The following is a 12,699-nucleotide window of genomic DNA, read 5'->3' as shown; positions in this document are numbered from 1 at the left end:
TGACCGGAAAATCAGCTCACTTCATCTACGGAGAGGGCATTAGAAAGTCGTTCGAAGTGTCTGGCTTGGGCAACCGTTAGGTCAATCAGCTGCTGAACCGTCAGCGCCCCAACCTTCTTATGCCGGTACATGAAGTCGGGGTCGAAGTGTCCGAAGGGCCCCTCCGGCTTGGAACTGGACGATATGGCCATACCCGTGGTCCTGAGGATCTCGTCGAGATGCTCAAATGAGAAGAATTCCGGGTGCGCTCGTGCGAACTCTGCCCGTTTAGACTTCGCCCATTGTCCTGTGCCACTGAGATGATCGAGTACCAGGGCAAGGCGCAGAACTCCCTCTTGGTACTGCCATCCAGCCAAGATTTCCTCGTCACCTGCCTTGGTCCGCGTGAACCATGAAACTTGGGGAAGCGAATGGCTCATGCCGCTTTCGACGCCGAATGGGTCGACTCCCAGTTCGGCCACTTTTTCGCTAAGCACGCCGGCAACGTGGGCCGCGCGCGCTTTCATCAATCCTGTCACGGCCTGCTTCGGCAGTGCCTGGGCCAGGGACAATGCGTCGAGGAAAGCCTCCTCCTCGGTGCTTGAGATCAGTGCATGTGCCATCAGTGCTGATAAAGCGCGGAGCACAGTGCAGTAGCGACGCACCGTCTCAACCTCGTACGAATCTGAAGTCCCATCGAATGCTAACTCCAAGGATTCCGCTAACGTCTCGAAGCTAAGGTGATGCCAGACAATCGGAGTGCCGTCTTTGAATTGAAGCCCTGTGGAGTATCCACGCTCTAAGAAGGAGTGCCTGGTCGGGCTCGTAGACGAGCGCCACCAACTGGCAATTTCCATTTGGATATCTTGCTGGCGTATTTATCCAGTTGATCGGGGTGGGGGACGGAAAAGACCTTGTTCTCTATCACCAAGGATCCCCGGTCCGGCCAATGCATAACGAGGTCGAGGTTCTCCCGCTCGCGCTCTACACGTCTGTCCCCCGAACCCCCGGCCCCGCCAACGACCAACGATCCGAACACTTCGTCCGCCTGACTGGGAAATGTCTCGAAAATCCATGCCAAGAGGTTGCTATGAAAGAGCTCACTGTTGCCGAACATGATTCTGCCAAGGGCCTCGGTTTGCAGGAGACCCGAGACGTCTTCGGCACTTTCGTCAGCCGGACCGGGCACACCCTCCAAGAAAAGGCGGACAGGGTTGGCAGCCCCTTTCCCCGGCGCCAGGTGCCGAACGGATGAGTTTAGCCACGACCGCGTCTCGTCGGTCTCGCGGCCTTCTAAGTACCAACGGTTCGACGATCCCGCTGCCTCCCATGGTGCCGTTCCGTCGTCGGCTCTGCGCCACCTGTCAATCTCGTAGGCGGCGCGAACCACACCATCGGCAATTCCAAGGGCAATTTCCGCTCGGTTCCGACTTTCCTCGCTGATACGCCAGTTACCGCGAGTCGCGTCGTAGAGCCGTGCCTGGGACTTATCTTCCCGGTAGGTCTTGCTGATCACGAACATCACCACTGGGCGCTGAATGGCCGGCACAGGCCTTAGTTCAAGGTCGCCTTCGGCAGTACTTAGTTTCAAAATGCTTCCTTGGATTAGAAACGGAACGGCTTTAGGAGGTCTCTACCTCGGCAAGATGTCCCCGAAGACCTCCAGGATCAGCGGGTAGATCCGGCCGTCGAGCGCACGGTACCGCGCATGAAGATCAATCGTGCGTTCCTGGATTTCCACCCAGCCAAAATTATCCATGCGCGCAACGGGTTCACCGTCTCGAATAAGCACCCAGCGTGTGTCTTCCCAGGACTGAAGACGGTCGCGCGAAGCCAATGACGCAGAGTCCAACGGCCCGCCACTGTATTCGCCCGTTGCCCAGTCCATACGGTCTCCCATTGTGAGCTCGAGCATCGAAGCCATAACACGGTAGCCCAGCGCACGCGACGTTGTCGCCGGCGACTTGTTTGGGCGATGGATACCTTGGAATTCTTCCAGAGCTATCGCAATCGCTCTGGCGCTGGGCATTGCCAAAGCCCTGTCCCAGGGGATCTGGAAGTCCCCAGTGGAGCCGGCAGTGAAGCCCAGACCACAACGACGGGCTTGGTACTCAAGGCCACTGGCGCTGGTCATCATCAAAGCGTCAGCGTGGGCCGCGGATCCCCCGCCACCCGTCAGCCCGATAAAGAGACCCGGGTCCCGTCGGCTCAGCTCGCTCGCCACTCGCCACGACATGGCATTGATTTGCCGGTACCTAAGAGTCCCGTGTTCTGCGTGGATCATTGCGCTCCCTTTGAGACGGCGACTGCCTTTGTCACCTCGTCGTTGACACCATTCTTTATGCTGAGGACCGACCCGGCTCGAACGCCTCGCGGGGCAAATGCTATTCCCTACCCCGCACCCACAACCGCGAGGGCCTCCCCCGCGTCCCGTCGGACATCTGCCCGGTCCCCGTCAGCTGCGGCTCCATGAACCGCCGGAACGTATCCCGCATCAGCGTCGAGCCCGCCACCGCCTCATGCAGCTCCCGCAACTCCTTCAGTGTGAACGGCTCGGTCAGCAGCTCCCCCGGATCCGGCGCCTCCGTGTAGGCAGCCCGCAGCCACTCCACCGCCTTCGCCACAATGTCCGCGTGGCCGTATGGCAACCCGGCGATCAGCTCCGGTTCCCCTGTCACGGAGGCCAGCCGGACGCCGTCGGACGCTAACGCCTCCTCCAACGCGGCCAAGGGCACCACGTCCACGTGCGCCACCGATAGCACCCAGCCGCGGTCGTCGCGCGCCGGGTCGTCGAAGACCTGCAGCTGGCGCGGCACCCGCCCGGAGATCCCGGCCTTCTCCCGCAGGCAGCGCAGCACTGCGTCCGCCAGGGTCTCGCGCTCCCGCAGGAAGGTGCCAGGCAGCGCCCACCGCCCGTGCTGATGGTCCTCCGCGCGTCGCACCAGCAGCACGCAGACGGAACCTCCCGCCACCGTCAACACTGCCGTGTCCACCGCCACCGAGGGGCGCGGGTAGTCGAGCAGGGACGTTCCGGGGCCGTTCTGGGAATCCTTCACAGGATTATTTATTGCAGTATTGCGCTAAAGATGCAAGCCATGCATACTGGGATCAATTAGCGCAGAAATGATCTAAATCAACCGGAGGTTCCCATGAGAGTCCCCCAGCTCCACGTCGGCGCCGGCAGCAGGCTCGGCCCGCTCAGCATCTTCCCCGTCTGGACCTCCGGCGCAGGCAGCCTCGGCATCAGCACAGGCACCCATGCCGACGTCGCCGTGACCGAACTCGCCAGCGGCCCCCAGGTCGACCGGCTCACCGTCACCAACAACGGCCCGCACCCGGCCCTGCTGCTGGAAGGCGAGCTGCTCGAGGGCGGCCAACAGCACCGGACCTGCGCCCGCGACGTCGTCCTTGGCCCCGGCGAAACCCGCGACATCGACACCTTCTGCGTCGAGGCCGGCCGCTGGGAAGCCGGCCAGTCCAGCCACCGCCGGCAGGCGCGGCGCGCACCGCTGAATGTCTGGTCCGAGCTGGCCAACGGCCTCGAGGGCCGGCGCGGCGGTGACCGGCAGGGGCGGATCTGGGAGCGGGTCAGCCGCTTCGACGCGGCCCGCGGCCCATCGGTGACCAGCTCCCTGCTGGACCACATGGACCTGTTCAAGGACAACGCGCACAACCGCTTCGACGCCGCGGACGCCCCGGCACCGCTGGAGGGCCAGCGCGGCGTCGTGATCGGGCTCGGCACGCAGCCGCTGCTCCTGGAGGTCTTCGGCACCGGCACGCTGTTCCGCCGGCACTACCGCCAGCTGATCGACTCCGCGCTGCTGGACCTGGAGCTCCTCTCACCCCAGGCGCTGGCCTCCGGCCCTATGCCCGGCCAGCGGGCCCGCGACTTCGCCGCCCACGTCCAGGCGATGGACTTCGGAACCTTCGACGGCGGCGCCGCGGCAGTTGGAGCCCGCAGCCACGGTGCGCTCCGGAGCCGCAATGTGTCCCGCGCCGCCGGCCCGGTGTCCGCCGCGGGCGTCGCCGTCGAACTTCGCACCCGCCGCCCGGAGCTGGCCCATCTGACCGCCTGGAATACACACCACCCCCTGATGGAGCTGGCATGAAACTGACCCCCTTGCAGAATGACCGCGCGGCCGGCGTCCTGACCGCCTTGGCCGCGGGCGACGCCCTCGGCGCCGGCTACGAGTTCGGCGCGCCCCTGCCGGACGGCGCCGAGGTCACCATGAAGGGCGGCGGGCCGTTCGGGTTCGCGCCGGCTGAGTGGACCGACGACACCTCCATGGCCGTCCCGATCGCCCAGGCGTTGCTCGAGGCAGCGTCCGACGCCGGATCCTCCTCCCCCGCGGCGCTCACGATTGTGGTCCGGTCATGGACGGCATGGGCCACCGAGGCCAAGGACGTGGGCGCCCAGACCAGTGCCGTCATCGCCGCCGCCCGCCGGCTGGCGTCCGCCGACGGCCGGAGCAAGGTGAGTGCCGACGACTTCAGCACCGCGGCCGCGGACTTCCACGCCCGCACCGGCCGCAGCGCCGGCAACGGCTCGCTGATGCGCACCGCTCCACTGGCGCTGGCCTACCTTGACCGGGATCCGGCGTCCCTGATGGCCGCGGCGGGGGTGCTCAGCGCCTTGACCCATGCCGACCCGGACGCGCGGGAAGCCTGCGGGCTCTGGTGCGTCGCCATCCGGGAGGCGGTACTGACCGGAACTCTGGATGTGCGGGCCGGGCTGCCGCTGCTGTCCGCCGAGCGGGCCACGCTGTGGCTGGAGCGAATCGAGGTGGCCGAGCGGTCCCGGCCGCGGGACTTTACCCGCAACGGCTGGGTGGTCGAGGCGTTCCAGGGCGCGTGGAGTGCCATCCACTCTGCGGGTTTGTCGGCCTCCGGCCCGGCGCACCTGCGGGCAGCGCTGGAAGAAGCTGTCCGCGGCGGCCGGGACACCGACACCGTCGCGGCCATTGCGGGTGGACTGCTGGGTGCCGCCTACGGCTACACCGCGGTGCCGTTCGAGTGGCGGCGGCGTCTGCACGGCTGGCCCGGACTCCGGGCGCGCGACCTCACGATGCTCGGCATGGAACTGGGCCGCGGCGAGGGACGCCGGCCCGCATCCTGGCCGCGGGCCGAGCGCCAGGACTACAGCATGTGGGGCCGCACCGACGAGCTGGTCCAGCACCCGCACGACGACGGCGTCTGGCTGGGCGGGGTCGGTTCCTTGGCGCGGTTGGCGGAGCTCGGGATCCACGCCGTCGTGTCGCTGTGCCGGCTGGGGACTTCGGAAGTGCCGGGTGTGGCACCGGACGACCATGCCACGTTCTGGGTCATTGACTCGCCTGCTGACGAGGACAACGCCCACGCCGCGTTTGTGCTGCGGGACGCGGCGGCCGCCGTCGAACGCTTCCGCGCCGAGGGCAAGACGGTGCTGCTGCACTGCGTCCGTGCCGAGTCGCGGACGCCGACGGTGGCGGCGCTGTATGGGTCTTCGGTTGCCGAAGTGTCTCCGATGGAGGCGCTGGAGGCTGTGCGACAGGTGCTGCCGGGGGCGAACCCGAACCCTGCGTTCCTTCGGCTGCTCGGCGATGTGCCGGAGCATCGAGTGAATATTGTCACACCGGCCAAGTAGTCTGCATTAACGAGCTTGAACAGTCCAATTGGGGGATGAAATGACTGACCTGATCCACGAGTCTTTGAGTAGGACGGGCTCCGACCCTCTAGCAGTCGCGACGGTTCCCACTTCGTATGACTACGCATTCTTGTACTCGTGGCAACAGGAAGCTCTCAAGGCCTGGCACTCGAATGCTCGACGCGGCGTCGTGGAGGCCGTCACGGGATCAGGCAAGACCCGTGTAGGTATCGCTGCTGCATTTGAAGCCGTCCGCCAAGGAATCAAGGTCTTGATTCTCGTCCCCACTGCTGAGCTCCAGCGTCAATGGCTGTCTTCCATCCAGCGCGACCTTCCTCGGGTTCGCCGTGGCGCACTCGGCGATGGCCACGCGGATTCACTGGACCATGTGGACATCCTGGTGGCGATAGTCCACTCGGCGTCCAACCGCGAGACGCTGCGAAGCCACAAGGCCGGCCTGATCATCGCAGACGAATGCCACCGCTACGCTGCCCCCATGTTTACGGGGGCTCTTCAAGAGGGATTCGCCTGGCGGCTCGGACTGACCGCCACTTACGAGCGGTCGGACGGAGAGCACGAGACAGTCTTGTCGCCTTATTTCGGCGGAGTCGTCTACAAGCTGTGGTACGAGCGCGCACTGAAAGACAATGTCATTGCGCCGTTCGACATTGCCCTCGTCGGTGTTGAACTGACGCCGGCGGAGAGAGTCAACTACGACGATCTCTCGAACACCATGCTGGAAGCCGCGCGCAATCTGGAGACCTACGCCGGAATCCCCCGGCGGCCATTCCATCAGTTTATAGCGGCAGTCGCCTCACTCGCGGGGTCAGACTCCATCACTCGGGAATCGACGATCGCCCGCAAATACATGCGGGCGATGGCGTCCAGGCTCACCTTGCTCGCGGAAGCCCGGACCAAGTACCACGCGCTGGCGGCGCTCAAAGAGACCGTGGACCAGTCGCGCGGGACGCTGGTGTTCACCCAAACTCAAGAATCTGCACGGCGTGCCCAGGAGCTGTACACGGCAATGGGTTCGAAGGCTTCTGCAATCTTCAGCGGCATGGCCAAGGATGACCGCCGGCAGGGCATGGAGGACTTCCGCAACGGCACTTCGCAGATCCTCGCCGCACCGAGGCTGCTCGATGAAGGCATCGATGTGCCGGAAGCCGACCTCGGCATCATCGTCGCTGCCAATCGCAGCCAACGGCAGATGGTCCAGCGCCTGGGACGCGTCATCCGCAAGAAGGCCGATGGACGGGTCGGCCGTTTGGTTGTCCTGTACTCGAAGGACACTGTCGAGGACCCCGATGTCCAAGGCGAAGAGTTTCTGGGACGCGTGCTTCCGTTCGCCCGCAACGTCGAGTTCTTCGACATCAGGACCGACTTGGACCGGCTGCAGAGATTTCTCCACCAGATTGTGGCCGAGCCCCAACCCGAACTTCCGCCCGGGCGCGAGGTGGAGCCGAGCGCTGGTGGGGAGCAGCCCCAGGCGTCTCCCGAGCCGCCACATGAAGAACCCCAAGACGATGCCGAGCCAACGGGCTTTGATTTGGAAGACGACGAGTGGCCTGAACAGCTTGCCGGGAGTGAGAGTGTCACCGACGACGCCGTCGCGGACTACCTTCGGCGACTTGGCCGCTACGAACTGCTGACTGCGGAGCAGGAAGTGGAGCTGGCACAGGAGATCGAAGCCGGACTCCTTGCCGAGCATCTCCTGGACGTTAAGGAGTCGACCCGGCCGCGGCGGGAAATCCGGGAACTTGAGTTTCTTGTTCTGCTTGGCAAACGAGCGGCCGACACCCTGCTGAACTCAAACCTGCGACTGGTCGTGTCGATCGCCAAGAACCACACCAATCGTGGCCTCGACTTCCTGGATCTGATCCAGGAAGGAAATTTGGGACTACACCGGGCAGTCTGCAAGTTCGACTTCACCTTGGGTTTCAAATTCTCGACCTACGCGACATGGTGGATCCGCCAGGCCATCACGCGCGCTCTGGCCGATCAGGCCCGTCTGATCCGGCTGCCTGTTCACATGGTCGAGCAGATTCAGAAGCTGCAATCGGCGCAGCGGGCTGCTGCAATAAATGGATCCTCCTGTACGAATGGGGATCTTGGCCTGCTCACGGACAATTCAACCGAGAAGGTCGAATACCTTCTGACGTTGGACAAGGCGATCTACTCGCTGGATATGCAAGTGTCCGATGGCCGGGGAGGTACCGAAACGCTCGCCGAACAGCTGGCCGATTCGTTTGACCTGGACGTGAGTGATTGCATCTTTCAGGTAGAGATGAAAGCGCAGGTGCATGCCGTTCTGGACACACTTGAAGAACGGGAGGCTGGAATCATTGCCATGCGCTTCGGAATGACTGATGGCCAGGAAAAGACCTTGGACGCAATTGGTCAAGTGTATGGCGTCACCCGTGAGCGAATCCGGCAGATCGAAGCTAAGACGATGAAAAAGCTTTGCCATCCGTCGCGATCACAGGTGTTGCGACCCTTCATGTTTGACGGCTACGACCCGCTGCACCCCAAAGCACCCGTGGACGCAGCAGCCACCGCCCCGACGAGCGATTAAGCGGTGTCTTTCGACTGTCACGCCCCGGGGCGGCGCGTCCAACCGTCACCACCTGCCGGGCAATGTCGGCCGCTGCTGGTAGGAATGTGAGCATGACTACAGCTCCTGAACTCAGTCGTGAACGCCATGACGCCGTCATGCGCAGTGCACGAGCGGGCGACGGGTACGCCGCCGGTGAACCACTCCGCGCCATCGCCGCCGATTTGGGTTGCACGGTGGACGAACTCTGCAATGTGTTGGCCACCCAACCAACCAGCCACGTTGAGCTACAGCGCGCGAGATCCGTCCGACTTCGGAGCCTGGCCACGGACGAGGTTCTCTACCAGAACCACGTCCTGCTGTACCGGCTGAACGCCGCCGGGATCGCCTGGTCTGACACGCCGAAGGTCCTGAAAGCGCTGCAGACGTCCATCGACGTCGAAGTCGCCGTCGAGCTCGTGAACATTCCCGGAGTCTCTTCCGATCGGCCGGCGAGGGAACTACCTCCACGGACCCTGGGCGACAAGCTCAGTCTTTTGTACGTGGCGGGCAAACACCACGGAATCGAACCGGACTGTCAACTGGCGCTCGGCACCATGCCGATCGAGGAATTGGCCGCGCTTCGGTCACTCATGCAGCCCAGCTTTCCGCCGCGACGCCTGGCGGAGTTCGCCGCCGTAGCGGAAACTACCAAGCTCGCCATCCGCGCCAGGGCGGTGCGGACCATCTCCTATGCGGACTACACGAAGACGGCGGCGACGATTTTTTCGCGCCTGGGGAACACCGGAGTTGCCGCCGATGGCCAGTGGCCGGTGCCGGGATTCGTGCTTGTACGCCGTTACGGTCATGGCTTCTGGCACGATGCACTGCGGGCGGCCGGCCTGCGCCTGCCGGGTTCCGAGTCCAGATTTAGCGACGACGACTTCTTCGATGCGCTCGACGGTTTCACGGAGGAATGCATCGGTTTTGAGCATCCCATGAGCATTGCCATCTACGACCGGTGGGTCTTCTCCGAAGCGTCCAGGAGGAACGACCGGCCTTCGGCCGTGGAAATCGTCCGCCGCTACGGCACCTGGGCTTCTGCCCTGGAGGTCCGCCCGCCATCCGCCGTCCGGCGCGCAATCCACCCGCCGCAACAATCACTGGGGTTTTGAGCGTGAGCCCACCTTCATCCGAGACTGGCGTTCCCCCGCGCGACGTGATTGGGCAGGTAACCAGGTCCTTCCTGGCAGGGGACCCACTGCGTTGCATCGCGGACGCCGCGAACACGAGCAGCTGGGCGCTTCTGGACATCCTCGGTAGCCGGGTCGCGGACCGGGGCGAGGAACAGCGGTCCAGGGCCCTCCGGAATCGATGCAATGCCACATTGGCAGCCCTTTACCAGGAGCGCGAACGCTTCGAACGGCTGAACCGGGCCGGTATCGATTTCGTGAATATACCCAAGGTTCTCGCCGCGCTTGGAGCACCCGTCGACGTCGACATTGCCGAGGAAATGCTCCGGACTACGCACACGTTCAAGGAACTCGCGCACCGCGCCTACCAACTACATAGGGGTGAGGTGGAGTTTGTTCCACCCATCGAAATGCTCAGCTTGCTCTACGTGCTGGGCCGCCACCGCGGAGTCCAACCCGATTATGAATTGGCTCTGGGGATGATGCCGCTCTCATCGGTCGCCGAGATCCGGAACTTCCTGGGTCCGGGCGCCCCCTACGGCCAGCCAGCCGAAATCCTGGCGGTCATTGAAACAACAGCGCAGGCCATCCGCGCCGGCGATGACGCCGGAATCTCCTACTCAGACTACGACGAGATAGCGGAGGCAATCTCGGCGGACCTTGGAGACGAACTGCCCGGCCGCGGAGACCTTTGGCCGGTGCCGGCACGCACGGTGCGGCGCCACTTGGGCCAAGGGTTCTGGGACACAGCGTTGGCTTCCGCCGGGCTGCAGCCGACACTGGACCCAGTTAGCTTCAGCGCCTCTGATTTCGTTGAGGCGGCCAGAGAATATGGAAACGGTGGCCACTACTTCGGCTCTCCGAAGGACGTGGCGAGCTACGACAGTTGGGTGACCGTCGAAATGGCCGCCGGACGCCATCGCCCGTCCGTAGTCGCCATCAGAAGGCACTTCGGCGCCTGGGAGTCGGTGATCGGCGCCGTAATGCCGTCAGAAGTCGAGGATGAGTACGACGGCCTTGTCAACCACATCAGAGCCGAGAACGACGTCCAGGAAGGTTGGGCAAAAGCGGGCGAACTAATCAGTGAGGTCCTCGCAAACATGCCGTGCAACTCATTCCTCAGCATTCAATACGCCGAGGACACCGAAGGACTGACACCCTACGCCCAAGCAGTTCCCAGCGCCGATGGGGTCTGGTTCGAAATTGTGTCCGAGCAGTATTTGCCAGCCGACACGTGGCCCATAAATACCGGCTACCTGACCGGGAATGGCTGGTCTGCTCCGAATCACGATTTTCCGAACTGGTTCAAGGACGGTATCCCGCACATTGAAGCGGGGCACCAGATAATCGAAGGCTTCAGATATGGCCGGGACTGCGACGACGCTAGCAAGCTTCGATGGCATACCGGCGAATTCCCGACCGGGCCCGGTCCGGACGGCGGCGTCACACTTGCCGATGCTCTTGCCGGCGCAGTCCAAACACTTCAGAACGCGGCTTGAGCAATCTCGCAAAGCCATTGCTCGGCGACCTGCCGCATGCAGCGAACATTTCGACAACCATTGGGGATCACAGCATGACGACACAGCACTTCACATCGGCTCAAGCCGCCCTCGCCGAATTGGAACGGCTGGTGCAGCAGGCGAAAGCGGGAGACCCGTTCGCGCCGGTAACCGTGCTCGTCCCCTCCCGGGCCAGCGCCCTCGATATTCCGCGCTATTTGGCGAGGAAGTCCGGCAGTGGTGTCGTCGGAGTCCGCGCATTCACGCTCATTGATCTGGCCATAGACCTCTTTGTGCTGAGTCCGGAGGCCAATGGCAGAGAATTGTTGGACCCTATGATCCGGCAGGGCGCACTGGCGGCAAGTCTCGCTGGCAACCCTGGTGTCTTTAAGGAGGTTGCAGACCAGCCTGGCACGGCCGCAGCCCTGACGAGAACTTCCTCGGCGCTGGACGGCGTCAGCGTCGACGCTGCGGCGTCACTCCCCGAACTTGTCCGGGACGTGCTTCGTCTGAACGAGACAGCCATGGCCGCGCTCAAATCCGCGTACTTCACCGAGTCTGAGGCACTCTCGGGAGCGGCGAAGCTCCTCCTCAGCCAGCCGGGGGCTCTGGACCAACTCGGTAGCATCATCGGTTTCACGCTTCCTGAGGGCCAGGGGCCCAGCGCCGAGCACCTGCTCGACACGCTGTCCGCTGCAGGCATGCAGTCGCTGGCGTCAGATGGTTCGGTCCGCGGCGTGCATAGCATCTACAGCGCTTCCGATTCCGATGATGAGTGCCGTGCCATCGTGCGCTCCGTTGCGGAGTTGCTCGGCTCCGGCGTCGCCGGGCATCGCATCGGGGTTTTCTACTCTGCGTCAGACCCGTATCGCTCCCTGCTGGCCCGTCGGCTGGATGAGGCCGGCATCGAGTTCAGCGGCCCCTCGGCCCAGCAACTTCGCGATTCGCCCCAGGCCCGCGGCTTGCTGAGACTGCTGCAACTGGACCCGAGCGCTTTGGACGTGAGGGCTGTTCTCAACACCATGGCCGAAGGCAGTGTGCACTGGAGCAACAATGATCTTCCGTCCGCCGCCGCCTGTGAGCGCCTGTATCTGAACCCGCCGCGAGACGAGGAAGCACCGGAGAGCGACGTGGTGCTGGACGAGAAGTCCCAGGAGCGAAAGGCCCGGAGACTGGCCGAGTTGGCCCAGTTCGTCAGTTTCCGCAACGCTCTATCCGGCGGGTTGGCTCGCGTCGCGAAGGCCTCCTCATGGGCTGGGGCGGCAGCGGAACTCCGAGACTTCATCCAGGAATTCCTGGGCCCGCGCTCTGCTTCAGAGCACCCGCGGGTCAGCGCCGCCCGGGCTGAAGTCGTAGAAGTAGCAGACAGCCTGTCCCTGCTCGACGGAGTAGCGCCTCCGCCCAGCGGTGGCGCGTTGCGCACCGCGCTGGAACAAGGAATCAACCGCCGCTCCGGGCGGAGAGGAAAAATCGGCGTCGGGATATCGGTTGGGACAATCGCCGACGGCGTTGGGCGGGACCTCGACGTCGTGATCCTGGTAGGAATGGCTGAGGGCCTCGCGCCCTCCAAGGTCCGAGAGGATCCATTGCTCCCTGACCACGTCAAGGTCGAACTGGGCACCGGCCTTCCAACGGCGGAACAGAGAATTGCCCTGACACACCAGCAGTTTTTCGCGGCGCTGGCCAGCGGATCCCGGACGCTAGTGTTCTTCCCGCGCGGCAATCTTCGAGGCGGGGGATCCTACGAAATGTCCCGCTGGATCTCCGCCGGCCTCGAAGATCCAAAGTCTGTGGTGGAACTCAGGTCTTACGAGCACGGAATCCGGACGGGCGCCGGAACAACAAACGGCTTGGCCCCCACCGCACAGGAGT

At 63.9% G+C, this 12,699-nt stretch carries 10 protein-coding genes; 6 read left to right on the top strand and 4 right to left on the bottom strand.

Annotated elements, in window-relative coordinates:
• Window positions 1–11: 11 nt before the first annotated feature.
• From BJG92_RS11535 to BJG92_RS11520, 4 genes are all read right to left on the bottom strand, one after another.
• On the bottom strand, window positions 12–602 hold the full coding sequence (locus BJG92_RS11535) for a hypothetical protein (RefSeq protein WP_232084146.1): 591 nt from the start codon (window positions 600–602) through the stop codon (window positions 12–14).
• A gap of 176 nt (window positions 603–778) precedes the next feature.
• A complete protein-coding gene (locus tag BJG92_RS11530; protein WP_232084145.1) occupies window positions 779–1,570 on the bottom strand; it encodes a PD-(D/E)XK nuclease family protein in 792 nt (263 codons plus the stop codon).
• 42 nt (window positions 1,571–1,612) lie between these two features.
• Window positions 1,613–2,263 (bottom strand): hypothetical protein, encoded by a 651-nt coding sequence (locus BJG92_RS11525; RefSeq protein WP_232084144.1) that lies wholly within the window; start codon window positions 2,261–2,263, stop codon window positions 1,613–1,615.
• A 100-nt stretch (window positions 2,264–2,363) separates the two neighbouring features.
• Window positions 2,364–3,035, bottom strand: coding sequence for an NUDIX hydrolase (locus BJG92_RS11520; RefSeq protein WP_232084143.1), 672 nt, complete (start codon window positions 3,033–3,035; stop codon window positions 2,364–2,366).
• A gap of 93 nt (window positions 3,036–3,128) precedes the next feature.
• On the opposite strand from BJG92_RS11520, the gene BJG92_RS11515 reads away from it, so the two are divergent.
• The 6 genes from BJG92_RS11515 to BJG92_RS11490 form a co-directional block, all read left to right on the top strand.
• Window positions 3,129–4,088 carry an ARPP-1 family domain-containing protein gene (locus BJG92_RS11515; RefSeq protein WP_232084142.1) on the top strand — a complete coding sequence of 320 codons (960 nt, stop codon included), beginning with the start codon at window positions 3,129–3,131 and terminating at the stop codon, window positions 4,086–4,088.
• Window positions 4,085–5,602 carry an ADP-ribosylglycohydrolase family protein gene (locus BJG92_RS11510; RefSeq protein WP_232084141.1) on the top strand — a complete coding sequence of 506 codons (1,518 nt, stop codon included), beginning with the start codon at window positions 4,085–4,087 and terminating at the stop codon, window positions 5,600–5,602. Before BJG92_RS11515 ends, BJG92_RS11510 begins: the two co-directional genes overlap by 4 nt.
• 40 nt (window positions 5,603–5,642) lie before the next feature.
• On the top strand, window positions 5,643–8,177 hold the full coding sequence (locus BJG92_RS11505) for a sigma-70 family RNA polymerase sigma factor (RefSeq protein ID WP_232084140.1): 2,535 nt from the start codon (window positions 5,643–5,645) through the stop codon (window positions 8,175–8,177).
• A 92-nt stretch (window positions 8,178–8,269) separates the two neighbouring features.
• On the top strand, window positions 8,270–9,310 hold the full coding sequence (locus tag BJG92_RS11500) for a hypothetical protein (protein WP_232084139.1): 1,041 nt from the start codon (window positions 8,270–8,272) through the stop codon (window positions 9,308–9,310).
• 212 nt (window positions 9,311–9,522) lie between these two features.
• Window positions 9,523–10,827 carry a hypothetical protein gene (locus tag BJG92_RS11495; RefSeq protein WP_232084138.1) on the top strand — a complete coding sequence of 435 codons (1,305 nt, stop codon included), beginning with the start codon at window positions 9,523–9,525 and terminating at the stop codon, window positions 10,825–10,827.
• 74 nt (window positions 10,828–10,901) lie between these two features.
• A partial coding sequence (locus tag BJG92_RS11490) for a hypothetical protein (RefSeq protein WP_232084137.1) occupies window positions 10,902–12,699 on the top strand: 1,798 nt, incomplete at its 3' end.

The sequence above is a fragment of the Arthrobacter sp. SO5 genome, assembly GCF_020532805.1.
Taxonomy (GTDB): domain Bacteria; phylum Actinomycetota; class Actinomycetes; order Actinomycetales; family Micrococcaceae; genus Arthrobacter.
Note: the sequence above shows the minus strand (reverse complement) of the source record. Positions and strands in the feature narration are given on the sequence as shown.